Source organism: Thermogutta terrifontis (genome assembly GCF_002277955.1).
Classification (GTDB): Bacteria; Planctomycetota; Planctomycetia; order Pirellulales; family Thermoguttaceae; genus Thermogutta; species Thermogutta terrifontis.
The window spans coordinates 171,250-196,198 of the sequence record NZ_CP018477.1; the positions used below are offsets into that span (position 1 = coordinate 171,250).

Sequence of the window (24,949 nt, forward strand, 5' to 3'; positions counted from 1 at the left end):
AGCGAGAGGCGATGCCCGCTCTCCGCAGCGGCAGCAGGCTGGCTGATATGAACAGACACTCGCACGTGCATCCCTCGACGTTTCAGTCCGGTGTAATCCAGTGCGTTCCCTGGGCGGCAAGCGTTGAGGGCGGCACAAGGCCCTCGGGTATGGCGTTCATAAAAAAGAGGAACTCGGCAGGAATCCGGCGCTGGCCTTGCTGCAAATTGGGCAGTCACTGGCATCAGGTGACCACCTCCGTGTGCTTCTGAAGAGGACCTTCCGGTGTTGCGACTTTCGGTAATCATCCCCGTTGTCCGCACGCTGCCACGTCTTGAAGACACTCTCGTCTCCGTCCTGGAGTACGGACCGGACAATTGCCAAGTGATCGTCGTCCTGGATCAGCCCTATTCCGATCCGTATGGCCTGGAAGGAGAAATCACGTTCATTCGAGCGGGGGAGGGATTGCAGCTTGCCCGGGCACTCAACTTGGGCTGTCGCGCGGCAAGTGGCGAATGGATCCACTTTCTTCCCTGCGGTAATCTCGTGGCACGGAACTGGGCGGAAAACGCGCTCGCGCATGCCACCGACCGGCGCATCGGGGTCATTGTCCCGCTGACGGTGGATGCTCGGGATGAGTCGCGGATTCTGGCAGCCGGAATGGGCTACGATAATGCCGGACGGCTCGTCCACCTTCAACGGGGGGTTTCCCTCGAAGGCACAACCCTCGCCCATCGCAGTCGGGTTTTACCGCATTTCTCCGGGGCGTTCTTCCGCCGGGACACGCTCCTGGCGCTCGGAGGAGCGGACGAGTCGCTGGGAGACGGCTGGGTCCTTGCCGACGTCACCCTCCAGTTTTTCCGTGCCGGTTTTGTCAGCGTTCTGGAACCAACCTGCGTGGTGCGGGGTGATCCTGCTCTGGAGCCTGTGGGCTATGACTACGCGGCTGCCCGAGACGCCGAACGTTTCTTCTGGCGGTGGAGTGATCGTCGTGGTTCCACGATTCTCCGGCATCTCGCCCTGCTGACCGGTCAGACGTTGGCCGCCCTCCCGCGAGGACAGCTCTGGCCGCACGTCGCCGGGCGGCTCGCCGGGTGGCGAGGCAGCGCCGCCACAGGGCTTGTCAAAAACAATGGAACACTGCGGTCAGCCATCCGGCAAAATACCTGCGACCGTTCCCCGCCCGAGGCCAGCTACATCGCCAAAGCGGGTTGATGACAAAAAGCCCGGTGCGCCTTGGGAGTACAACTTCCAGGCATCCCGGTTGGAAGGGCGGTCAAACGGCGGATTCTACCGAAGTTCTGTGTCCATTGCCCGCAGAGGACTATGGACTCGGGGCTGACTGATCGTCCGGCGGTTTTCTATCACTCCAGCTTATTCGCCGACCGCCTGCGCCGGATCGGAGATGACATCCTCGATGCAGATGGCCTTGTGTCCCTTAAAAATACCGGGCCGGGCAAGGAACTTGGGGATACCTTCCACCCGAACGAGCAGCGGCGTGTGGATATCTTTTTTGGTGGTGATGATGTCGCCCACCCGAAGACCAATGAGGTCCTGCGTGGTGATGGTGGTGCGTGCCAGTTGGACAACGAGTTGCACGGTGGAAGTGCGAAGAGCCCGACCAATCCGCTCGGTCGCGTCGGGGCTGACCTGGCGCTTTCCGTAGGAGGCCCAACTGTTGGCGGAAAGTTTATTGGCGATCGGCTCGATGGCGTTGTACGGAATACATAGATTAGCCATTCCGCGGACTTCGCCCAGCGCGAGTTCGAAGCTGACCAGCACAATCACTTCGTTGGGGGGCACAATCTGAACGAGCTGCGGGTTGCTTTCCACGCGGACGACGCTCAATTCCAGGGGGAGCACATTTTCCCAAGCGCGTTTCAATTCTTCCAGAAAAAGGGAAGTGATTCGTCCCACGAGCCGCCGTTCAATCTCGGAAAGCGGCCGTCGGGTGATCGGTGTGGGTTCCCGACCACCCCCCAGCAACCGATCAATCATCGGATAGAGGATGGTCGGATTGATGTCCAGAATGAAGTGTCCCTCCAGCGGTTCCGCGCGAATGAGGTTGAAGCACGTGGGATTGTCGAGGCTGAAAACGAATTCGCTATAGGTCAATTGATCGACGCTGGTGAGCTTCACTTCCACCATGCAGCGGAGCATGGCGGACAACCCGGCGGCAAAATTGCGGCTGAAACCCTCATGAAGCGTTTGGAGCGATCGCATTTGCTCTTTGCCGACCCGCTCCGGACGCTTGAAATCGTAGGGGATGATCTTTTCCCGAGATTTTTTGACCGGCGGTGGTGGCGAAGAAGCCGCCGGCGCAGTGGGGACATCCCGGGGAGCCTCGGCGGGCTTACCTTTTCCGACCGACGCGAGAAGACTCTCGATTTCAGCCTGCGTCAGAACTTCGTCGGACGACATGCGATCCTCCGCCAACAACACCTCCGTGTGAAGATGCCGTCACGAAACATCAGCACGCAGTCCTCAGCCGGTGCAACACCACCCCGGCAGGACGCTGCGTGTGTCATTCCCGCACCTGACCGTTGCCGATGACCACGTACTTGTAACTGGTCAGTTCATTGATTCCGCAAGGACCCCGCGCGTGGAACTTATCGGTGCTGATTCCGATTTCCGCGCCCAATCCGAATTCGCCGCCGTCATTGAAACGCGTGCTGGCATTGACCATCACGGCCGAGCTATCGATCCTTTTGGTAAACTCCTGGGCGGCGATCAGATCACGCGTCACAATCGCCTCCGTGTGTTTCGAGCTGTATTTGTTGATATGCTCGATCGCCGCGTCCAGATCCTCGACCACCTTCACCGAAATGATGGGGCCCAGGTACTCGGCGTAATAATCGTCTTCCGTGGCGGGTTTGGCAGCCGGAAAATATTGCCGGGTGATTTCATCACCCCGGATTTCAATACCACGTTCGGCAAGCGCCTGAAGAATCCGGGGCAGGAGCGTGCTGACAACAGCCTTGTGGAAAACGAGTGACTCGGCCGCGTTGCAGACGCCCATTCTCTGGCACTTGGCGTTGACGACGATCCGTTCCGCCATATCCGGATCGGCGCTGGCATCCACATAGACGTGGCAATTACCGGCGAAGTGCTTCATGACCGGCATTTTGGCCTCTGCCGTCACCCGCCGGATGAGACTTTCCCCGCCGCGTGGAATGGTCAGGTCGATGTATTCCGGAAGGTTGAGGAAGTGTCCCACCGCTTCGCGGTCGGGCGTTGCCACGAGTTGGATGGCATGGGTCGGCAGACCCACGTCCGCGCCGGCTTCCATCATGATGTCCACGATGGCCTGGTTGGAATGGGCTGCCTCTTTCCCACCACGCAGGATGACGGCATTCCCACTTTTGACACAAAGCGCCGCCGCATCCGCGGTCACGTTGGGCCGGGACTCGTAGATAAAGAAAATGACCCCCAGCGGGACCCGCACTTTCTGCACGAGCAACCCGTTCGGCCGCACCGAAGACCAGATCACCTCCCCGATTGGTTCCGGGAGCATGGCGATCTCTTCCAAAGCGCGGGCCATGGCCTCGATGCGGGAAGGCGTCAGCTTGAGACGGTCGATCTGGGCGTCTGTCAAACCAAACGACGGGGCAGCGGCGAGATCCTTATGATTGGCGTCCGTCAGTGCGACCATCCGTTCTTTCATCAGTTTCGCGCAGCGAGACAGCCACTGCTGCTTGATCGCACCGCTGAGCCGCGCCAGTTCAACCGACGCCGCCTTGGCACGCCGGGCCACTTCCAGGCAGTATTCTTTAAGGTCAAAAATCCCGTTCTCGTTACCCATAGTCGCGAGCAGTTATTCCTGTTGCGAGCGTGTGTCCGTCCCAACCGGCTTTCAAACGGCTGGTTAACGGCGATCTGTCAAGACATTCCCTTGAGGAAGTATCCCGATTTCCGGCCTCGCCGTCAACCGACGTTTCGCCCGAGTCATCCCCATTTCCCCACTTTTCCTCTGGCAACGTGCATGCGTACCTCCACAGGGGTTTGGTGGGAGCGAAATACCACCCGGAGGGACCCGCGTGTCACGTCCACCTGTCGGAGGGATCTGCTTGTCAGGTCCGCTACACATTTCGCTGATTAAACGGTAGGGGCAATTCATGAATTGCCCCTACAACGTCGGAGGGACCCGCCTGTCGGGTCCGATGAACACCGATTGATGACCCATGCCACTTCACCGGGCACGACAAGCGTGCCCCTCCGGAATTCTGGGGGACACCTGTCGGAGGGACCTGCTTGTCAGGTCCGTCATTCTTCGTTCGATCATCCATTGCCATCCCGCCGGGGACTGAAGTCCCGCGTCGAAAGCGGTGCTAAAGCCCCGCACTCCATGGAGTGCGGCGATTCATCGCCGCTTTTCGGTGAAGGCTTTAGCCTTCACAACCTTCGCGCTTGCGGTTGTTTTGCCGAGATCACGAAAACGATTCCCGGGTAGGGGCCGTTCATGAATTGCCCCTACAACGTCGGAGGGACCCGCCTGTCAGGTCCGATGAACACCGATTGATGACCCATGCCGCTTCACCGGGCACGACAAGCGTGCCCCTCCGGAATTCTGGGGGACACCTGTCGGAGGGACCTGCTTGTCAGGTCCGCCGTTTAACGTTTGATCATCCATCCCTATCACCGGGCACGACAAGCGTGCCCCTCCGAAGGACGTTTCCCATTTCGCGGACACCATAAGGATTCACCGGTACGGGCAATTCATGAATTGCCCCTACGACGCCTTTAGGCCGAGCTATGTCGCAGGTTTTTGCAAAAGTGGGGAATGGTCAGCCATTTGGTGGGCTGTTCCCACAATCGTTACCACCCTGCAAGGGCTTAAATATGAAACGAAACTCAAAGCCCCGGGGCGACTGGTTACGAATCACCTGCTAAAATAGGGCGTTCACGCATTCATGGAGCGGGGATTGTCATGGCACGCTGGAAAACAGTTTCGATTGTGGGGGTGGGATTGATTGGGGCCTCCATCGGGCAGGCCCTGCTGCGACGGCGGCTGGCCGATGACGTCATCGGTATCGCCCGACGTCAAACAACGCTCCGCGCCGCCCGGCGTGTGAACGCGGTCACGCACACGACGATTGATCTGGCCCGGGGTGTGGCCGAAGCCGACCTCGTCGTCGTTTGCACGCCGGTGGCTACCATCCCGGAGTTGGTACGTCGCGCCGCGGAACACTGTCCCGAGGGGACCCTGATTACCGACGCCGGCAGCACCAAAGCCGCTATCGTGGCAGCTCTTGACAACAACTTGCCACGAGGCTGCCGCTTTTTGGGGTCCCATCCCCTGGCGGGGAGCGAAAAGACCGGCCCCAGTTATTCGGACGCGGAACTGTTTGAGGGGCGTGTCACGATCATCACCCCCACGCGCAACACCCGTGCCGAAGACTTCGATGCCCTGGAGGAATTCTGGACCGGTCTTGGATCGGTCGTCGTGCGGATGTCCCCGGAAGAACACGACGAAGCCATCGGGATGACCAGCCACTTTCCCCATCTGGTGGCATCGCTTTTGGCGGGAATGTTGCCCGAGCAATGGTTTCGGTTCACCGGAACCGGCTTTCTCGATACGACACGGATAGCGGCCGGAGACATCGAGCTGTGGAAGCAAATCCTTATGCAGAACCGCCTCAATGTCATGAAGAACTGCCAGGCGCTGGCGCAGGAACTGCTTCGGGCGGCCCAGGCTCTCCGAGATGGAAATGAAAAGGTTGTTGAGGAAATCTTGACGCGAGGGAAAAAGAATCGCGATGCTTTGGGAGGTTGATATCTATCCGGCCCCCGGTCAACCGGATGTCGTCGCAGAGCAGGTGCGTCACGATGGACTGGACCTGGGGATTCACGGTGCCTGGCAGGTGGCGGCCGGTCGTGGCTACCTCGTCGAAGGTGATTTCACCCACGCCCAGGTGCAGCGACTGGCCGAGGAACTTTTTGCCGACCCGGTGGTGGAGCGGTTCGTGATCGGGCAAGCCGGGGATTCTGTTTTGCTGGAGCCACCCGGCCCCGATATGCACCCCGTCTATGTGCTTCCCAAGCCCGGTGTCATGGATCCCGTGGCGATGAGTGCGGCCGCCGCCATCGAGGACTTCGGCTGGCATGCCCGGGCGGTACGCACGTTTCGGAAATACTGGTTTAGTGGACTGTCGCACAATGACTTGCGACGCATCTGTCAGAAAATCCTGGCCAACGACGCTATTGAACAGGTCATCTTCGGCCCACTGCCATTCCGTACCCTGGAACAGGGGCGACCGTACGAATTCCGCCTGATCACCGTTCCGCTCCGGGAGATGGATGATCAGGCCCTGCTCCGACTGAGTCGCGAGGGCCAGCTTTTCTTATCCCTGGTTGAGATGCGGACCATTCGGGATTTTTACCGCTCTCTCGGCCGGGACCCCACGGATGTGGAACTGGAAACCCTGGCCCAAACCTGGAGTGAACATTGCAGCCATAAGACGCTCACCGGGCAGATTTCTTATCGCGATGAGCAGCGGCAAATCCAGTTTCAGAATATGCTCAAGGAGACCATTTTTGCCGCCACCCACGAAATCCGCCGCCGGCTGGGCGATCGCGACTGGTGCGTGAGTGTCTTCGAAGACAACGCGGGCGTCGTGAAGTTCGACGATGATTACCATGTGGTTTTCAAAGTGGAAACGCATAATCATCCCTCGGCTCTGGAACCCTACGGTGGTGCCAACACCGGGATCGGTGGTGTCATTCGCGATCCGATGGGTACGGGGCTGGGAGCCAAACCGATCTGCAATACCGACGTGTTTTGCTTCGCCCCGCCGGACATTTCCCACGATGAGCTTCCCCCCGGGGTGCTTCACCCACGACGGGTGATGAAGGGAGTGGTGGCGGGTGTCCGTGATTACGGAAACCGGATGGGCATCCCCACGGTCAACGGGGCGGTTTATTTCGACCGGCGCTATTTGGGTAATCCGCTCGTTTATTGCGGCAATGTAGGGCTCCTTCCCCGTGACAAGGCCCACAAGGCGGCCCAGCCAGGCGATTTGATTGTGCTTGTCGGCGGCCGGACAGGGCGGGACGGCATCCACGGTGCCACGTTCAGTTCCGCCGAATTGACCACCGAAAGTGAGACTCTCTCCGGCGGCGCCGTCCAAATCGGGAATGCGATTACAGAAAAAATGCTCCTCGACGTCCTGCTTGTGGCCCGCGATCGCGGTCTGTACCACGCCGTGACGGACTGCGGTGCCGGGGGGCTTTCTTCAGCGGTGGGAGAAATGGGACGCGCTATCGGGGCGGAGGTGGACCTCGAACGCGTTCCCCTTAAGTACGAAGGGCTTTCTTACGCGGAAATCTGGATTTCTGAAGCTCAGGAGCGGATGGTTCTGGCCGTGCCGGAAGAGAAATGGCCGGAACTCCAGGAGCTTTTCGCCTCCGAAGGCGTCGAAGCCACGGCCATTGGGCGGTTCGTTCCCACAGGACGCCTGGTCCTCCGTTACCAGGGCCATCAGGTCGCCGACCTGAGCATGGAATTCCTCCACAAGGGCCGGCCGGCCGTGGTTCGCGAGGCCGTTTATGCACCGGCCTCAACCGTCCCGATGGTGCTGCCTCCGGAATGTGAAATCAACTGGACGGCCGACCTGATTGCGATCCTCGGCTCTCTCAACGTGTGCAGCAAAGAGTGGATCATCCGTCAGTACGATCACGAAGTGCAGGGCGGCAGCGCGATCAAGCCGCTGGTAGGACGGTGGAACGATGGGCCGTCCGACGCCGCTGTCCTCCGGCCTGTTCTCAGTTCCTACCGTGGCCTGGTGATTGCCTGCGGGATGAATCCCAAGTATGGCGACTACGATACTTACTGGATGGCGGCCGCCGCCATTGACGAAGCAGTGCGGAACTGTGTCGCCGTCGGCGCCGATCCCAGCCGCATCGCCATCCTCGATAATTTCTGCTGGGGAAACACCGATCGGCCGGAGGTGCTCGGCTCGCTGGTTCGGGCAGCGCTGGCGTGCCACGATGTGGCAGTAGCACTGGGAACGCCTTTCATCAGCGGTAAGGACAGCCTCAACAACGAGTTTCGGCTCAGCGAAACCGAAACGATCACCATTCCACCGTCACTCCTCATCAGCGCACTTGGCCAGGTGGACGACGTGCGTCGCTGTGTCACCATGGATTTGAAACAGCCCGGCAACGCGATCTACATTGTGGGCACTACGGCTGATGAGTTGGGAGGTTCTCACTGGGCGGAAATCCACGGACTATCCGGCGGCACCGTTCCGCGGTGGGACGGAGAGCGGGCACGAGGCGTATTTGAAGCGATGCACCGGGCCATCATGACGGGGTGCGTCCGGGCATGCCACGATCTGAGTGAAGGCGGCCTGGCCGTTGCAATTGCCGAGATGGCGTTTGCCGGCGAATTCGGGGCCGAAATCGACCTGGACGCCGTTCCCTGCGCAAGTTCAGACCTCGGACCCGTTGTTCGATTGTTCAGCGAGTCCAACTCGCGGTTTCTCTGTGAGGTCCCTGTGGAGCGGGCCTCCGCATTTGAAGGCTTATTTGCAGGACTGCCAATCGCGCGACTGGGCACGGTGCAGGAAAAACCCCACCTGGTTGTCAAGTGGAGAGGTCAAACGTTGATCGACACGGCGGTTGAAAACCTGAAACGAGCCTGGAAACAACCGCTGGCCTGGTGACCTTCGCATGTTGGGGCCAGCAGGCAGAACCGGCCAACCCGCATGGCAGTCATTCACTGAAAGCAATTCTGTTGTGACGTGAAAATCGGGAACGATGGCAAAACCACGCGTTTTGGTGCTGCGAGCACCGGGAACAAATTGCGACGTTGAAACCGCCTATGCCTTTGAACAGGCGGGAGCGATTGCGGAACGCCTGCACATCGCCAGGCTGCTGGAACGGCCGGCCCTCCTTCGGGATTTTCAGATTCTTTGCGTGCCCGGTGGTTTCAGCTATGGAGATGACGTGGCCGCCGGCCGGATTCTGGCCCTTCAAATTCGGCACCATCTGCTGGCTGCGATCCGGGAATTCCACGAGCGCGATCGGCTGATCCTGGGGATCTGCAACGGGTTTCAGGTGCTCCTCAAAGCGGGGATCATCCTTCCGCCGGATTCCGACGGTAAACCTGTGGCTACCCTGACATGGAACGACACGGCGCGGTACGAGGATCGCTGGGTGTACCTGAGCGTTGTCAGCGACCGATGCGTCTTCCTTCGCGGGATCCGGGAACTCCAGTTGCCCGTGGCCCACGCGGAGGGAAAATTCGTCGTCCGCGATGCGGATTGGCTCGAGCAGTTGGTTCGCCAGGGACACGTGGCGCTGTGTTACCAAATGCCAGGTCCAGCCGGTACAACAACAGCCCAGAACATCGCTTCGCAGCCGTGGCAGATGAGGGTGCCCTACCCCTGGAATCCCAATGGCTCGATGGGAAATGTGGCGGGAGTGTGCGACGCGACGGGACGCATCTTTGGGTTGATGCCCCATCCGGAGCGTTTCATCGATGTGACCCATCACCCTCGATGGACCAGGGACGAGCGGTATGATCCTCCCCACGGTCTAATCATCTTTCGCAATGCCGTCAGTTACTTTGAGTGAAGGCTTTAGCCTTCACAATCTCACCGTTAATCCAGATGTAAACGGAGTACCAGTTGGGTGGAAGCCGTTCCTCCAATCCACGCCATGGATAGACGCGTCTACGGTGTCCAATCGTGACGCGTTCAATTACTCCGGGCACGACAAGCGTGCCCCTCCGAGGGTTCATTGCACGTCGTGGAAGGCGCCCCTCCCGGTAGGGGCAATTCACGAATTGCCCCTACAATGTCGGAGGGACCTGCTTGTCAGGTCCGTTTTTTCGGAGGGCCCCGCTTGTCGGGGCCGCCTCTCGGAAAGACCCGCTTGTCGGGTCCGTCATTCAACGTTCGATCGTCCGCTCCGCTGCAGCGGGGACTGAAGTCCCGCGCCGAAAGCGGGGCTAAAGCCCCGCACTCCATACAGTGCGGCGATTTATCGCCGCTTTTTAGTGAAGGCTTTAGCCTTCACAATCTCACCGTTGATCCAGATGTAAACGGAGTACCAGTTGGGTGGAAGCCGTTCCTCCAATCCATGCAATGGATGGACGCGTTTACGGTGTCCAATCGTGACGCGTTCAATTACTCCGGGCACGACAAGCGTGCCCCTCCGAGGGTTCATTGGACGCCGTGGAAGGCGCTCCTCCCGGTAGGGGCAATTCATGAATTGCCCCTACAATGTCGGAGGGACCCGCTTGTCGGGTCCGATGAACACCGATTGATGACCCATGCCGCTTCACCGGGCACGACAAGCGTGCCCCTCCGGAATTTTGGGGGGACACCTCTCGGAGGGACCTGCTTGTCAGGTCCGTTTTTTCGGAGGGCCCCGCTTGTCGGGGCCGCCTCTTGGAAAGACCCGCTTGTCGGGTCCGTCATTCAACGTTCGATCGTCCGCTCCGCTGCAGCGGGGACTGAAGTCCCGCGCGGAAAGCGGGGCCAAAGCCCCGCACTCCATACAGTGCGGCGATTTATGGAGTGCGGCGATTTATCGCCGCTTTTTAGTGAAGGCTTTAGCCTTCACAATCTCACCGTTGATGCAAATGTAAACCGAGTACCGGCCGTGGTGGAAGCCGTTCCTGCAATCCATGTAATGGATAGACGCGTTTACGGTGTCCAATCGTGACGCGTTCAATTACTCCGGGCACGACAAGCGTGCCCCTCCGAGGGTTCATTGGACGCCGTGGAAGGCGCTCCTCCCGGTAGGGGCAATTCACGAATCGCCCTCAACCCGCACATTGCGCCCGCGGAATCTAATAGGTTTCCCCAAAAGTAGGGATTGGTCGAAAGAGAGGGGCAAAATTGCCCTTTGCGGATTTTGCCTGGCGTGCTAGATTGGGCGGGACGCGCCGGTTAAAAACGGCAGAGATTGGCGGAAATAGCGGGAGTGCTGACGCCCGTTGGATGACGGGTTCTGATCCCCTGGTTTTCCGCCCAACACGGAAATGGACTTCCCTCTTAAGGAGAGCCGTGGAGCATGGAAGCTCAACTGTCCCGTCTTGCCTGCGCCCTTCTTGTCGTCGCCACCGCGGCGGGAGCGTCCTATCCCACCCCTAATTTCATCATCCATTGCCAGGATCCCCAGCTTGCCCGGGAGCTTGGCGAAGCCGCGGAAAAATATCGAAAAGAGCTAGCGCAATTGTGGCTGGGGCGCACGCTGCCTGATTGGTCTCGGCCGTGCCCGGTGACGGTCCACGTGGGACCAAACCTTGGAGCTGGGGGGGCCACGACGTTCGTTTTCGATCGGGGAGAAGTTTACGGTTGGAAAATGACGATCCAGGGGTCCCGGGAACGGCTCCTGGACTCGGTGCTTCCCCACGAGATCACCCATATGATCCTGGCCAGCCACTTTCGCCAGCCGCTGCCCCGCTGGGCGGACGAGGGAGCCGCCACCACGGTGGAGCACATCAGCGAAAGGGAAAAGCATCGTCGCATGCTCCTCGAATTTCTCCGCACCCGGCGGGGAATTCCCTTCCGTCACATGTTCGCCATGGAAGAATACCCCCAGGATATCATGCCGCTTTATGCCCAGGGGTACACACTCGCCGAGTTTCTCATTCAGCAGGGGGGACATCGCAAATTCATTCAGTTCCTGGAAGATGGCCTCAAGGACAACAATTGGGACGCTGCCCTGGCCAGGCATTACCCGTACCAGGACCTGGGTCGGCTGCAGTTAAGCTGGGTGGACTGGGTTGCCCGGGGCTTTCCCCAGCTTGCCCCGGTGTCTATGCCGACGGCACCGGAAGCCACACTCGTGGCGGCGAATCTTGGCGGTACCACGTCTGACTGGCGGGCGAAAGGGTCATCGCAGGGTGTGGTATCTTCCATCTACCAGCAGTTGGCAGCGTCCCCACTTGAAGTGGGGGCTTCCGCTGCCGGAAGTCCATCCAATTCGGGACAACTCGTCGCTGGTGGGCCGGGGGATGGTCCACGATATGATCCGTATAATCCCCCTCTGGTGGACGTTTCTGGGTGGCGTCCGTCGCCGATGGTGTCACCGCTTAGCGCCCAGGGAGTCTCGGTCGCTCCAGGACGGCAATCTGGGGATTGCGGGTGTGGCGGGACGTCGGCTGAGCTTCAGAATTCCAAGCCTGTGCTCCAAAACGAGGTGGCCTATCCCCAGACGGCAGAGGGGGCATCCAAGGTCCTTATGGAGTGGAACAGTCCCACCGTGTGGCGGTGAAGATATTGGGCAACGCCGTGTTTCTCGAACGGTTTTCACATGCTGTCGCGGCATGAAAGTTGGGCAATGGCGATTTCCGGAATGCGTTGAAGTCAAGGGCGAAAAACTCCAGCAACACGCCTTCGACAGCACGCCAACCATTAGCCAGCCGGTCAGGCATTAGTCGGGGCGATTCACGAATCACCACTGCGGTAGGGATAATTCATGAATTGCCCCTCCAATGCCAAAGTGGGGATCGGCGAAGTAGGCTCCCTATTGAAAGAACCAGCCGCATCTGGCACACTTAAATTTTTGCCCTCCCCGTATGTCGCCCCCGTTATCGTGCCGGGTGCGGGACCGATCCGGTAGCCGAAGGGAAGACTGCGGGGCATCAGCCACAATAGTGGACACAATCCATAGACCGAAAAATTGCGGCTAACTCGCGTACACAATTAAAGCTAGAGAGGGAGAGTGAGTCCGTGGCCGTTCGTATTCGCATGAAAAGATTTGGCCGAAAGCACCGTCCGTTCTTCCGCATCTGCGCCACAGATGCGCGGGCGCCGAGGGACGGTCGGGTGATCGAGGTGCTGGGAACGTATGACCCGATGATCCCGTTGACGGACGCGCGGGTCACGCTCAACTTCGAGCGGGTTCAGTACTGGTTGAGTGTGGGTGCGCAGCCCAGTGAAAAGGTGAAAATCCTTCTGAAGAAATACGGTCCGAACGGTACCCATCTGGAAAAGCAGCGGGAAGCCGTGGAAAAGTTGCGGCAGATGCAGGCAGCCCGCAAGGCAGCGGCGGAACATGCATTGGTCCTGGCGGAGCAGAAGAAGGCCGCCAAGAAAGCCCTGGAAGAGGCTGCCCGCGCTGCGGAGGCCGAAGCTGCTGAAGAGGCGTCCGCTGAGTGATCCATGCGGATTGATGTTCTGACGCTGTTCCCGGAAATATTTCACAGCTACCTTGGGCAGAGCGTCCTGAAAAAAGCGATCGAGCGGGGGCTGGTGGAGATTCATCTCCATAACATCCGCGATTGGAGTCACGACAAGAAGCACCACAAGGTGGACGATCGGCCGTTCGGCGGCGGACCCGGAATGGTGCTCATGGCGCCGCCCGTTGTCGAGTGCGTCGAGGCAGTCCAGGCGATGGCCGATCAGCCGGGCCACCTGGTCATGCTGACGCCCCAGGGACGAAAACTCAATCAGGCAATTGTGGAGGAACTGGCGCAGTATCCGCGGCTGTTGCTTTTATGCGGGCGGTACGAGGGGTTTGACGAAAGAATCCGACTCATTTTGAAACCCGATGAAATTTCCATCGGGGATTACGTGCTCAATGGGGGCGAGGTGGCGGCCATGGTGGTGATCGACGCCGTGATCCGTCTCGTCCCCGGAGTACTGGGAGACGAGGAAAGCAGTCGCCAGGACTCGTTTTCCGGTCCTGAAAGATTGCTGGACCACGCCCAGTACACCCGGCCGAGGTGTTATCGGGGTTACGAAGTCCCGGCTGTGCTGCTCAGCGGCAACCACCGGGCAATCGAACGGTGGCGGCTGATGGATCGGCGTCGCCGCACCGAAGAACGACGGCGTGATCTGCTGGATTCAACGACTCCCAGGTCGGGAGAGAGTACACAGGACGAAAAAGCCTCCAAGAATTCGCTTGGCGGGTGTGGCGACGGAGGTTCAAACGCTGAAAGCTGTGCCACAGAAAGCCAGAAGAATTCAGAAAAAGGTAGTTAAGCATAAATCAGAGGCCTGCCATGAACAAAGGTGAACTGTTAAAGGCGGTTGAGCAACCCTGCTTGAAAACGGATATCCCCTATTTTGAAGTGGGGGATACCGTGGACGTCCATTGCCGGATCATCGAAGGCAACAACGAGCGCATCCAGATCTTCAGCGGTGTGGTCATCGCCCGCAGCGGAAGTGGCACGCGGGAAATGTTCACGGTGCGGCGAATTGTCCAGGGCGAAGGTGTGGAACGAAAGTTCCCGCTCCATTCCCCTCGAATCGCCAAAATCGAGGTGAAGCGGACGGCCATCGTTCGTCGCGCAAAACTGTACTTCCTCCGCGATCGGGTGGGCAAAGCCGTGCGCCTGCGCGAACGGCGTCCCGATCAGATGCAAAAGCGGTTCAATCGGGAACGCGCCTACTGGGCCAAGCGGGGCGGTCAACCCGTGGAGCAGACAACCTCTGCGTGATCACCGCTGGCTGCACCGAACCGGCAGGCGGACCACAAACACCGCTGAATTGGTGTGGGAGACGTCCGCGTGGTCCCGGACAACCCAAGAATGGCAAAGCGACAGCGGCACGAAAAGTTTTCGCTTTGGTCTTGGTTAAAAAGAATAACCCGCGAGATGGCGTTGACCATCTCGCGATTTGTTTTTTGGGGCGAAAAGCTCCCTGGATCATGGGGGGAAAGCCGCGAGTCTTACGATTGCGTGAATCACAATCGGCCTCCGCGGAATTCCCGCAGGATGCTGGGCGATGTGAGTGAGGCAGCCGCCTGTCGCTTCCTTGTTCAGCGTGGTTATCAAATCCTCGCGCGAAATGTTCGGTTCCGCTCTGGCGAAGTGGACATCGTGGCCACCGATGGGAAAACGTGGATCTTTGTGGAAGTGCGTTCCCGCCGTTTGGACTCTGATCCTGATATTGCAGAAACCGTGACGACGGCCAAGCAGCGTCGCGTGATCCGGGCGGCTTTGCAGTACCTGAGGTCACACGGTGGTCCACGGCGACCGATGCGGTTCGATGTGATCACCGTGCTCTGGCCGAAAAACGACATCGACATTCCCAAAATCACCCATTGGGAGTCCGCGTTCGGCTGCGACTGAGGGAGCGAAAATTTTCCCCCGCTGTGCGTTCCGGGGTCAAAGGGCAAACCCGGCGGTAGCAGAACACTTCAATTGCGGGAACGCTTGCAGATTGGGAATCTCTTTTCATCCCGGTCCTTCAGCGCGGTTTGCGGGGAAAACCGGCCATCACGGCGGTTTCCACGTCGTCATAGACGGGAAGTCTCCGAATCAGCCCCGTCACTTCCAGGGCCCGGCGATTGTTCGGGGAGACGTGGCACAGGCGAACGAGTCCTCCTCGCGCTTCCAGGTTCCTCTGCAACTTCACGAGTTGGCCAATCAAAAAAGAGTTCAACAACTGGATTCCATCCAGACAGAGGATGACCCGATTCACCAAACAGCGTTCGAGCAACTGACACAGCTCGTCGGCCAAGGGGACAAGTTCCGAAGTGCCTTCCCCGCGGGGAACAGGCCGCACGATAAGCCAGCCTTCTCCCCGCATGACTTCCAGATCCCAGCCTAGCGTCGTCTGCGCGTTCATGACCGACTCCTTTCTCCCTCCCACCAAACAACACGGACAAGACTCAAGCCCCCGGGAGCCGCTGCCAAGACAAGGATGCAACTTCAACGGCTGGTCCTGGAGATTTATTCTCGCCTTGGGGCCTCGCTGCGCCAATAACCTGGCCGAGGGGGAAATCTTACCTGTATTGCCTACTCATTCCATGTTCGCAGGCCGCTTCCGAACGGTTTTCCACAACGGGGGACCAAGTGGCTTGACAGAAGGTTTTGCAGCGAAGCGAGACGCAGACCTCGCAAAGCACCACTTCAAGCTGGAAGCAACTCACGGTATCGGTCTGGGCGTGCGCGACAACCAGGCCAAGCAATTCCAACAAGCAGAGCAGCATTCCGGTTTGGGGTTGGTCGGCACCGACCTGACTTATCCCCACTTTTACAAAACCCTACGACATCCCACGGGCACCACGTATCGTAGGGGCAATTCATGAATTGCCCCTACCCGGGAATCGTTTTCGTGATCTCGGCAAAACAACCGCAAGCGCGAAGGTTGTGAAGGCTAAAGCCTTCACCGAAAAGCGGCGATGAATCGCCGCACTCCATGGAGTGCGGGGCTTTAGCCCCGCTTTCCACGCGGGACTTCAGTCCCCGGCGGGAGGGCAATGGATGATCGAACGGTGAATGACGGACCTGACGAACGGGTGCCTCCGAGAGGGGGACCCGACGGGCAGATCCCTCCGAAATTTTTTCGGAGGGGCACGCTTGTCGTGCCCGGCGAAAGCCAGAGGATCATCCATGTTGGAACCGCGGACCTGACAAGCAGGACCCTCCACGAGGCGGACCTGACAAGCAGTGCCCGCCGGGTCGTATTTCGCTCCCACGCGAACCCCTGTGAAGGTCCGCGCCCCCGTGGGCGAGGGAAAAGAGGGGATGAGTCAGGGCAATGACAGGTGGATGAGAGGACGTGTCAAACTTACAATAGCCACCGGCGTGCATGCAGGGTTCTGAGAACGAACTCGTTCTTTTCTCGGTGGAACACGGAAGTGAATTGTTTTTGCCAGGATCAAAAAGACAGGCTCTGACTCAGCATGACAGATGCGCACAGCGCGGGGTGTTACTGTGATGGTCGGGGAGAGGAGCCGTTCCATGAGCAGATTCCAACCTTGGGCGTTCGTCCTCATGGTGGGCGCACTTCTGATGGGCACGGTTTGCCGCGGCCAGAGTCAGGCCGCGGAGGCCCGTCCGTCAAGGCCCAACGTGATTCTCATCATCACCGACGATCAGGGTTACGGTGATTTGCACTGTAACGGCAATCCCCTCATCAAGACGCCCAATCTGGATCGCCTTGCCCGGGAAAGTGTGCGGTTGACAGACTTCCATGTGGACCCCACCTGTTCGCCGACCCGCGCTGCCCTGATGACAGGACGCTATTCGTGTCGGACCGGCGTTTGGCACACCATCATGGGGCGATCGTTACTGCGCCGGGATGAGGTGACGATGGCGCAGCTCTTCCGCCAGGCGGGCTATCGCACGGCCATTTTCGGAAAATGGCACCTGGGGGATAGCTTTCCCTATCGGCCGTGGGATCGCGGTTTCGAGGAATGTCTCATTCATTTGGGCGGGGGCATCGGTCAGGGCCCGGACTACTGGGGCAATACCTACTTTTCTCCCACGCTCTGTCACAATGGTTCGTGGGAAAAACACGAGGGGTATTGCACGGACATCTTTTTCCGTGAAGCTCTCAAATTCATCACATCACACCGGGACGAACCATTCTTCGTCTATCTTCCCACCAATGCACCGCACGCACCGCTTCAGGTCGAGGAGCGGTACGCCCAGCCATATCGAGAGGCGGGGCTTCCCGACAACCTAGCCAGGTTTTACGGCATGATCACCAATATCGATGAGAATGTCGGCCGACTCCTGGAGAGTTTGAAGCAACTCCACTTGGAAGAGAAGACCATCCTCGTGTTCATGACCGACAACGGCACGGCAGGGGGAGGATTCAATGCCGGAATGCGGGGCAAAAAAGGTTCCATGTACGAAGGAGGGCATCGCGTTCCCTGTTTCATCCGCTGGCCGGGAAAACTCACGCCCAAAGAGGTCCCTGGCTTGACGGCTCACCTTGACTTGCTGCCGACGCTGATGGATTTCTGCGGCGTCCCGCTTCCGAAGGATCTCAAACTGGACGGCATCACTCTGCGCCCCTATTTGGAAACTGAGCAACCAGTTCCGGAACGGACTCTGGTGGTGCAGGTAAACAGGGTGGATCATCCTCGGCCGTGGGCCGCCTCGGCGGTGTTGGAGGGGCCCTGGCGGCTCATTGACGGAAAGGAACTCTACGATTTGCGGAGTGATCCCGGCCAGCAGCACGACGTGGCCTCGGAACATCCGGAGAAAGTCGCTGAACTCCGCGGTGCGTATGAGCGGTGGTATGCTGATGTGTCCCAACGTTTTGGGGAATATTGCGAGCTGGTCCTTGGCGCACCGGAACAGAATCCCGTGATACTCTGCTCGCATGATTGGCACGGGAACATCGTTCCCTGGGATCAAAGCCAGATGCAAAGAGGCCTCAAGGGGCAGGGTTTTTGGGCGGTGGAATTTGCTCGTCCCGGACGGTACCGATTCGAGCTTCGGGATCGGCCACCATACGTGTCCTTCAAGCTTCCGAAAGGAAGGGCTCGGCTGGTAGTCGAAGGTCTGCTGGACAAGGAAAAGCCGATCCCGCCGGATGCCGAGGGCGTTGTCTTCGAGGCCGATCTGCCGGCAGGCAAAACCAAGCTGGAGGCGCGGCACGTGGAGGAAGACGGCTCCTGGCGTGGGTTTTATTTTGTTGTCGTCACCCGCGTGGAGCCGTGAGGCTACACTTTTTCTCCAAATTGATGTGTCAAATCACCGCGAGCTGACGGTTTTGGCGGCGGGTTGCTCGGAGGATTGTTCCAGCCGGGCGACGTCCTGGGAGAGCCGCATCGAGCAGAACTTTGGGCCGCACATGCTGCAGTATTTGGCATGAAGGCTGGTTCCGGGTCGGGCCGTCTCTTCCCACATCCGCCGCGCTGTCTCCGGATCGATCGCCAGTCGGAACTGCTCTTCCCAGTCGAACCGGAAACGTGCCCGGCTGAGTTGATCATCCCAATCGCGGGCACCGGGGCGGTGTCGTGCGACATCCGCTGCATGCGCGGCAATCTTGTAGGCCACCACTCCCTGTCGGACATCTTCCAGCGTGGGCAATCCGAGGTGCTCCCGGGGGGTCACGTAGCAAAGCATGGCGGCGCCATACCAGGCGGCCATGGCTGCTCCGATCGCGCTTGCGATGTGGTCGTAGCCTGGCGCCACATCCGTGACAAGCGGTCCCAGCACATAGAAGGGGGCTTCGTCGCACCATTCCATCTGCAGGCGGATATTCCGCTCGATCTGGTCCATGGGGACGTGACCCGGACCTTCAATCATGACCTGGCAGCCTCTCGCCCGCGCCCGCCGGGCAAGCTCGCCCATCACCTTCAGTTCGGCGAACTGGGCTTCGTCGCTGGCGTCGGCGAGACATCCCGGTCGAAGTCCGTCGCCCAGGCTCCAGCTCACGTCGTACTGCCGCATGATGTCGCACAGGTCGTCAAAGTGCGTGTACAGCGGATTTTGCTCTTTATGGACCGCCATCCACTTGGCAATCAGAGACCCGCCGCGACTGACGATGCCCGTGATCCGCTTTTCCACCAGGGGCAGATGTTCGCGCAGCAAGGCGCAGTGGATGGTCATGTAATCCACGCCCTGGGCGGCCTGCTGCTCGACCACATCGAGGAAGTGTTGCGGCGTCATATCGGCGATGTCGTCGAGTTCCTCGGCCACCTGATAGATGGGCACGGTCCCCACGGGGACAGGCGACGCGTCGATGATCCGCTGGCGGATTCCCACAATATCTGGACCAGTGGAGAGGTCCATGATCGTGTCAGCCCCCAGGCTGATCGCGCAGTGAACCTTTTGCAGCTCGCATTCGACGTCGCTTTGCAATGCCGAATTACCAAGATTGGCGTTGATCTTGGTGCGGCATGCGATGCCGATACCGATGGGCTTAAGTCCCTTTTTGAGATGAACTTTGTTGGCCGGGATGATCATCCGCCCCCGGGCGACCTCGTCCCGCACAAATTCTGGGCTGAGGTGCTCGGAGCGAGCGACGTATTCCATTTCCGGTGTGATTTCCCCGGCCCGAGCGGCTTCGATCTGTGTGGCCATCTTAATGTATCCTCCCAAGCGAGGTAATCTTTCCCATGGAACCACGCACAAAGAACTCGGCGTCCGACGCCGACTCAACCTTTATCTTATTGTGTGCCACCAGAACGGCAACCGATGCGTGGCGTGCTGGAGTCGGTTGCGTTGGTCGCATCTTGGATTCAAGCAGGGTCTGGAAAGATCGTTTGCTGCGGGAAAAATCCCTTTTTTTCGCACTTGGAGGAAATGCTGTTTTCGGGGCCGTTGGAAGTCCCTGTTGCAAGTCCGCCGTCCCGCGGTGTGCAAACACAGCAAAGGGCTCCTCGGTGGTGACGCAAGTATGGTTTTAGATGCCGTCAAATGATCCATTTTTGAAGTGATTCTGGTTATACTGGAGGTGAATCCTCCCTGAAAGAATTGTCTTCCCCCCTTAAGTTGCATTCACAAAGTCTCGCTCAAGGCCTTTGAGAACCAAATGATACCGGCGGTGTTTGGTATCTGTAGATCGATGAGCGTACGAGGGAGCACCTCCGGAAGATGGTTGCGGTCGCCTTGCCGTGGAGTGTTTTGATGAGTATTCGGCAGAAGTTATTGGCTGTTTTGTTGGTTGCGGACAGTGTTTTCGCAATCGCTGGTTGTGAAACGGCACCCTCAGCGGCACCGCCTCCACGGCCCCCTGAAGTTGCTGTCTATACGGTGGAAACAACGAAAGTGCGTATCACCACAGAGTTGCCGGGGCGAACGGCCTCGTATCTGGTCTCGGAGGTTCGACCGCAGGTCAATGGGGTCATCTTGAAGCGGCTTTTCGAAGAAGGTTCCGAAGTCAAGGCCGGTCAGGTCCTGTATCAAATCGATCCGGCACCTTACCAGGCGGCTTACGACATGGCGGTGGCCAATTTGGAGACAGCCAAGCAGGCGGTGGAGAAAGCTAAAGCGGCTTTGGAGGCTAGCCTCGCGGCACAAAAGGAGCAGGAGGCCCTTTTTCATCTTGCCCGCACAAATCTAGAACGGTACGAGCGGATGTACGAGGCATCGGCGACCACGGCCATGGAACGGGATCAGGCGGTGACAAATGCCGAGGTGGCTGAGGCCGCCTTGCTTGCCGCCAAGGCCCGCGTCGAAACTGATCGCAAGGCCCTGGCCGCCGCGGAGGCCGCCGTCCGTCAGGCCGAGGCCGCCCTTGAAGCGGCCAAAATCAATCTCGATTACACCAAGGTCACGGCTCCCATTTCTGGCCGCATCGGGCGATCCCGCGTCACGGAAGGTGCCATCGTCACAGCGTACCAGGCCACGCCGCTCGTCACGATCCAGCAGTTCGACCCAATTTATGTGGATATCCCTCAATCGACCAGCCAGTTATATCGTCTTCGTCGGGCACTGGAACAAGGACGATTCAAAGCGGAGGGGACCGACAAAGTTAAGATCATCCTCGAAGACGGGACTGTTTATCCACATGAAGGCATTCTGAAATTCCGCGATGTGAGCGTGGATCCCGGGACGGAATCGGTCATTGTGCGCGTCATCGTTCCCAATCCGGAGGGCGAATTGCTTCCAGGGATGTTTGTTCGGGCCGTCATTGAGCTCGGCGAGCAACAGGATGCCATTTTGGTGCCTCAGCAGGCCGTTCAGCGGGATTCCCGGGGGGAGCCTTTCGTGTGGGTTGTGGACAAGGAGAACAAAGTCCATGTCCGCGATCTCGTCACGGATCGTGCTTTCGGAAATCGCTGGCTGGTGCTGGAAGGATTGACGGCTGGCGAGCGAATCGTGGTGGAGGGCATGCAGCGGCTCAAACCCGACATGACGGTCAACGTCGTGCCTTGGACTGAGACATCTTCCACCGCATCGCCCACCAAAGGAGAGGAATCGTCAAAAGCATCTGAGCCTACCAACGGGAGGTAGCCGTGTTATCCCGATTTTTTCTCGATCGACCCGTTTTTGCCTGGGTGATCGCGATCATGATTATGGTTCTCGGTGGGCTGGCGATCTATCATCTGCCCATCTCGCAGTATCCGGATATCGCACCGCCGACGATCCGTATCACGGCCTTTTATCCAGGCGGGTCAGCCGAAACTGTCGAAAACAGCGTGACCCAGATCATCGAGCAGAAGATGACGGGGCTCGATGACATGATCTATTTTTCCGCCACCAGCGACTCGGCGGGTTCCTGCAATATCGAGTTGACGTTCGCTCCAGGGACAGACCCTGATCTCGCCTGGGCCAAAGTCCAGAATAAGCTGCAACTGGCCATGGCCAGCCTGCCGGAGATGGTTCAGCGCATGGGGATCACGGTCCGCAAGGCGACGCGGAACTATCTCCTGATCGCCAGTATCATCAGTCAAGATGGGCGCCTGAGGGATATCGACCTCCGGGACTATGCTCAGTCCAACCTCGAAAAAGTCCTGGCGCGTGTGCCGGGTGTTGGCGAAGTCGAGGTCTTCGGCAGCCAGTACGCGATGCGGATCTGGGTGAATCCAGACAAACTGACCGCGTACCAGTTGACCATGGAAGATGTGATCCGGGCCGTCCGGGCCTACAACGTGGAAGTTTCGGCCGGTCAATTCGGTGGAGCGCCTGCCGTTCCTGGCCAGAGGCTCAATGCCAGCATCGTCGTTCAAAATCTGCTGCAAACGCCCGAGGAATTTGCCAGTATCCCGATCGTTGTTCAGCCGGACGGTGCTATCGTCCGTATTCGGGACGTTGCGCGGGTTGAAATCGGAACGGACTCCTACGCGACCAGTATCAAGTATAACGGGATGCCGTCGGCTGGGTTGGCCGTGCGACTGGAACCGGGGGCCAATGCCCTCGACACCGCCGACCGCGTCAAGAAACGTCTGGCCGAATTGAGTCAGTACTTTCCCCCAGGGGTCAAAGTGGTCTATCCCTACGACACAACCCCGTTCATTCGTGTTGCCATTTATGAAGTCGTGAAGACACTTTTCGAAGCCGTTGGCCTGGTCTTTCTGGTGATGCTGCTATTCCTGGGTAACCTGCGGGCAACGCTCATTCCAACAATCGCGGTACCGGTCGTCCTCCTGGGGACGTTTGCGGTCTTGGGGGCCATGGGCTTTTCGATCAATATGCTCACGATGTTCGCCATGGTGCTAGCGATTGGACTTCTGGTGGACGACGCCATCGTCGTTGTTGAAAACGTGGAACGGATCATGAGCGAAGAAGGCCTTCCCCCACGCGAGGCCACCATCAAATCCATGGAACAGATCACAAGTGCCCTGATCGGGATCGGTCTGGTCCTCTCCGCTGTTTTTGGCCCGATGGCGTTTTTCCCAGGATCGACGGGCATCATTTACCGTCAGTTTTCCGTGACCATCATTTCCGCCATGCTGCTTTCTGTGGTGGTGGCCCTGATCCTGACGCCGGTCCTCTGTGCGTCGCTTCTGAAACCTGTTCCTAAGGGACATGAACCAGGCGAAAACGCGATCTGGTTTCTGCGATGGTTCTTTGTCGGATTCGACCGGATCTTTTTCTCAATTCGCGATCTCTACGTGAAGGTTGTCCATCATTCCATCCGAAATAAACTGCCTTATCTGGTGGGTTACGTATTGATTCTGATCCTCATTGCCGATCTCTTTCTTCGTGTTCCCACAGGATTTCTCCCTCAGGAAGACCAGGGTGTTTTGATGGCCCAGATCACCTTGCCCACCGGTTCAACCCTGGAACAGACCCAGGCTGTGGCAGACAAAGTCCAGGAATATTTTCTGGAGAAAGAGGCGGAGGGAGTGGCCTCCTGCATGACGATCGTGGGCAGTGGTTTTTCGGGACGTGCCCAGAACAACGGTATGGTTTATATCATGCTCAAAGATTGGCATCAGCGAGAACGGAAGGACCTGCGGGCAAAAGCGATCGCGGACCGAGCCATGGCCGCCCTTTCCCAGATTCGTGAGGCCAACATCTATGTCTTTCCACCGCCGGCCATCCGAGAGCTGGGTAATGCGACAGGCTTCGATTTTCAACTGATCGACATGGGAGGAATTGGGCATGAGGCCCTGATGGCTGCCCGCAATCAGTTGCTTGCAATGGCAGCGCGTCATCCGGCGCTGCAGCGCGTTCGACCTAACGGCATGGAGGATGTTCCCGAATACCGTGTCGATATCGATTGGGAGCGTGCCGGCGTGCTCGGTGTTCCTATCAGTACCATCCACACGACAATCTCGGCGGCATTCGGTGGGGCTTATATCAACGACTTTATTCAGGGAGGCCGTGTCAAACGAGTTTATGTTCAAGCGGACGCACCCTATCGCATGCTGCCGGAGGATTTGGAGCGGCTCTACGTCCGCAATCAAGAGGGGAAAATGGTCCCCTTCGACTCCTTCGCCACCACGCGATGGACAAGCGGTTCTCCGCGGTTGGAGCGATACAATGGCTTTCCTTCCATGAATATCTGGGGGGAACCAGCCCCCGGCCATAGTTCCGGGGAGGCCATGAAGGCCATGGAAGAACTGATGACCAAACTGCCGCCGGGCGTGGGCTTCGATTGGACGGGGATTTCCTATCAGGAACGGATGGCGACAACCCAGGCGCCGATCCTCTACGCCTTTTCGGTCCTGGTGATCTTCCTCTGTGTGGCGGCGCTCTATGAGAGCTGGACGATTCCCTTCGTCAACATGTTGATGTTGCCTCTGGGGGTCTTCGGTGCGTTGACAGCGACCTACCTTCGCGGTCTACCCAACGACGTGTATTTCCAGATCGGCTTCCTCACCACGATGGGACTTTCCACCAAAAACGCGATCCTCATCATTCAGTTCATCAAAGACCAGTTGAGCCGCGGACAACCGCTTGTTGAAGCCACGCTGGCTGCCACACGGATTCGCTTTCGCCCGGTGGTCATGACGTCGCTGGCCTTCTTCTTCGGGACACTCCCACTGGCTTTGGCCACCGGAGCCGGGGCCGGGGCCATGAACGCCATCGGCACGGCGGTGACGGGCGGCATGCTTTCAGCCACCTTCATCGATCTTATCTTTATTCCCATGTTCTTCGTGCTGATTTCGCAACTCTTTGGCAGAAAGAAGCACCGGGAACAGCAACCCGGGACAACAACCATCGCGGAATCCCAGGTGGCCGACTCAGGTGCGTGAACACCTTTGTGGCCCCGATAAACCAATCCAGATGTTATTTGTTCCAAGCTTTGTCTGGCGCGTGCAACCTCGAGTCCGTGCTTGCGCTTATGTACACAGGCCGTAGTCTTTCAATTCGAGAACAATGTTGTTTGGACCTGGGCCAATCGATATCTTCAAATCAGAGGTCCCCATC

The 24,949-nt window shown here is 58.7% G+C and carries 15 protein-coding genes and 1 pseudogene; 12 read left to right on the plus strand and 4 right to left on the minus strand.

Going from position 1 to position 24,949, the window contains the following annotated elements; translation table 11 throughout:
- The first annotated feature begins 264 nt into the window (after positions 1 to 264).
- Positions 265 to 1,194 (plus strand): glycosyltransferase family 2 protein, encoded by a 930-nt coding sequence (locus THTE_RS00630; RefSeq protein WP_095413608.1) that lies wholly within the window; start codon positions 265 to 267, stop codon positions 1,192 to 1,194.
- 159 nt (positions 1,195 to 1,353) lie between these two features.
- Here the strand turns inward: THTE_RS00630 and fliM are convergent, their stop codons facing one another.
- The gene (gene fliM, locus THTE_RS00635; protein WP_095413609.1) at positions 1,354 to 2,400 is read right to left on the minus strand and encodes a flagellar motor switch protein FliM; all 1,047 of its coding nucleotides are present in this window, start codon (positions 2,398 to 2,400) and stop codon (positions 1,354 to 1,356) included.
- Between the two features lie 103 nt (positions 2,401 to 2,503).
- Positions 2,504 to 3,781 (minus strand): glutamate-5-semialdehyde dehydrogenase, encoded by a 1,278-nt coding sequence (locus THTE_RS00640; RefSeq protein WP_095413610.1) that lies wholly within the window; start codon positions 3,779 to 3,781, stop codon positions 2,504 to 2,506.
- Between the two features lie 1,125 nt (positions 3,782 to 4,906).
- On the opposite strand from THTE_RS00640, the gene THTE_RS00645 reads away from it, so the two are divergent.
- The 8 genes and pseudogenes from THTE_RS00645 (at position 4,907) to THTE_RS00685 (ending at position 15,010) form a co-directional block, all read left to right on the plus strand.
- On the plus strand, positions 4,907 to 5,752 hold the full coding sequence (locus tag THTE_RS00645) for a prephenate dehydrogenase (RefSeq protein WP_095413611.1): 846 nt from the start codon (positions 4,907 to 4,909) through the stop codon (positions 5,750 to 5,752).
- Positions 5,736 to 8,642, plus strand: a complete 2,907-nt coding sequence (gene purL / locus THTE_RS00650) for a phosphoribosylformylglycinamidine synthase subunit PurL (RefSeq protein ID WP_095413612.1) — start codon at positions 5,736 to 5,738, stop codon at positions 8,640 to 8,642. The genes THTE_RS00645 and purL overlap by 17 nt, the downstream gene beginning before the upstream one ends.
- Positions 8,643 to 8,736: 94 nt before the next feature.
- A complete protein-coding gene (locus THTE_RS00655; RefSeq protein WP_095413613.1) occupies positions 8,737 to 9,555 on the plus strand; it encodes a phosphoribosylformylglycinamidine synthase subunit PurQ in 819 nt (272 codons plus the stop codon).
- 1,446 nt (positions 9,556 to 11,001) lie between these two features.
- On the plus strand, positions 11,002 to 12,207 hold the full coding sequence (locus THTE_RS00665) for a hypothetical protein (protein ID WP_095413615.1): 1,206 nt from the start codon (positions 11,002 to 11,004) through the stop codon (positions 12,205 to 12,207).
- Between the two features lie 458 nt (positions 12,208 to 12,665).
- Positions 12,666 to 13,094, plus strand: coding sequence for a 30S ribosomal protein S16 (rpsP, locus tag THTE_RS18490; RefSeq protein WP_168175763.1), 429 nt, complete (start codon positions 12,666 to 12,668; stop codon positions 13,092 to 13,094).
- 3 nt (positions 13,095 to 13,097) lie between these two features.
- Positions 13,098 to 13,919 carry a tRNA (guanosine(37)-N1)-methyltransferase TrmD gene (gene trmD, locus THTE_RS00675; RefSeq protein WP_095413617.1) on the plus strand — a complete coding sequence of 274 codons (822 nt, stop codon included), beginning with the start codon at positions 13,098 to 13,100 and terminating at the stop codon, positions 13,917 to 13,919.
- Positions 13,920 to 13,939: 20 nt separating this feature from the next.
- A pseudogene (gene rplS, locus THTE_RS00680) lies at positions 13,940 to 14,287 on the plus strand (50S ribosomal protein L19); the annotation flags it as partial.
- A gap of 246 nt (positions 14,288 to 14,533) precedes the next feature.
- Complete coding sequence (locus tag THTE_RS00685) at positions 14,534 to 15,010, plus strand: YraN family protein (RefSeq protein WP_095416713.1); 477 nt, start codon at positions 14,534 to 14,536, stop codon at positions 15,008 to 15,010.
- A 118-nt stretch (positions 15,011 to 15,128) separates the two neighbouring features.
- On the opposite strand, the gene THTE_RS00690 is transcribed toward THTE_RS00685, so the two are convergent.
- The gene (locus tag THTE_RS00690) at positions 15,129 to 15,509 is read right to left on the minus strand and encodes an STAS domain-containing protein (protein ID WP_095413619.1); all 381 of its coding nucleotides are present in this window, start codon (positions 15,507 to 15,509) and stop codon (positions 15,129 to 15,131) included.
- Positions 15,510 to 16,627: 1,118 nt separating this feature from the next.
- On the opposite strand from THTE_RS00690, the gene THTE_RS00705 reads away from it, so the two are divergent.
- On the plus strand, positions 16,628 to 18,340 hold the full coding sequence (locus THTE_RS00705; protein ID WP_207651746.1) for an arylsulfatase: 1,713 nt from the start codon (positions 16,628 to 16,630) through the stop codon (positions 18,338 to 18,340).
- A gap of 33 nt (positions 18,341 to 18,373) precedes the next feature.
- On the opposite strand, the gene thiC is transcribed toward THTE_RS00705, so the two are convergent.
- Positions 18,374 to 19,708: a phosphomethylpyrimidine synthase ThiC gene (gene thiC, locus THTE_RS00710; RefSeq protein ID WP_095413622.1), complete on the minus strand. Its 1,335-nt coding sequence runs from the start codon at positions 19,706 to 19,708 to the stop codon at positions 18,374 to 18,376.
- Between the two features lie 546 nt (positions 19,709 to 20,254).
- Between thiC and THTE_RS00720 the strand changes: the two genes are divergently transcribed.
- Positions 20,255 to 21,583, plus strand: coding sequence for an efflux RND transporter periplasmic adaptor subunit (locus tag THTE_RS00720; protein ID WP_157731566.1), 1,329 nt, complete (start codon positions 20,255 to 20,257; stop codon positions 21,581 to 21,583).
- Positions 21,584 to 21,585: 2 nt separating this feature from the next.
- Complete coding sequence (locus tag THTE_RS00725) at positions 21,586 to 24,774, plus strand: efflux RND transporter permease subunit (RefSeq protein ID WP_095413625.1); 3,189 nt, start codon at positions 21,586 to 21,588, stop codon at positions 24,772 to 24,774.
- The last annotated feature ends 175 nt before the right edge of the window (positions 24,775 to 24,949 follow it).

Excerpts from the sequence above, each read along its gene's own strand:
- fliM (WP_095413609.1), bottom strand. The coding sequence starts at position 2,400 with ATGTCGTCCGACGAAGTTCTGACGCAGGCTGAAATCGAGAGTCTTCTC.
- trmD (WP_095413617.1), top strand. The coding sequence starts at position 13,098 with ATGCGGATTGATGTTCTGACGCTGTTCCCGGAAATATTTCACAGCTAC.
- THTE_RS00645 (WP_095413611.1), top strand. The coding sequence starts at position 4,907 with ATGGCACGCTGGAAAACAGTTTCGATTGTGGGGGTGGGATTGATTGGG.
- THTE_RS00685 (WP_095416713.1), top strand. The coding sequence starts at position 14,534 with ATGGCGTTGACCATCTCGCGATTTGTTTTTTGGGGCGAAAAGCTCCCT.
- THTE_RS00705 (WP_207651746.1), top strand. The coding sequence starts at position 16,628 with ATGAGCAGATTCCAACCTTGGGCGTTCGTCCTCATGGTGGGCGCACTT.
- THTE_RS00655 (WP_095413613.1), top strand. The coding sequence starts at position 8,737 with ATGGCAAAACCACGCGTTTTGGTGCTGCGAGCACCGGGAACAAATTGC.
- purL (WP_095413612.1), top strand. The coding sequence starts at position 5,736 with ATGCTTTGGGAGGTTGATATCTATCCGGCCCCCGGTCAACCGGATGTC.
- THTE_RS00720 (WP_157731566.1), top strand. The coding sequence starts at position 20,255 with ATGAGTATTCGGCAGAAGTTATTGGCTGTTTTGTTGGTTGCGGACAGT.
- THTE_RS00640 (WP_095413610.1), bottom strand. The coding sequence starts at position 3,781 with ATGGGTAACGAGAACGGGATTTTTGACCTTAAAGAATACTGCCTGGAA.
- THTE_RS00690 (WP_095413619.1), bottom strand. The coding sequence starts at position 15,509 with ATGAACGCGCAGACGACGCTAGGCTGGGATCTGGAAGTCATGCGGGGA.
- thiC (WP_095413622.1), bottom strand. The coding sequence starts at position 19,708 with ATGGCCACACAGATCGAAGCCGCTCGGGCCGGGGAAATCACACCGGAA.
- THTE_RS00665 (WP_095413615.1), top strand. The coding sequence starts at position 11,002 with ATGGAAGCTCAACTGTCCCGTCTTGCCTGCGCCCTTCTTGTCGTCGCC.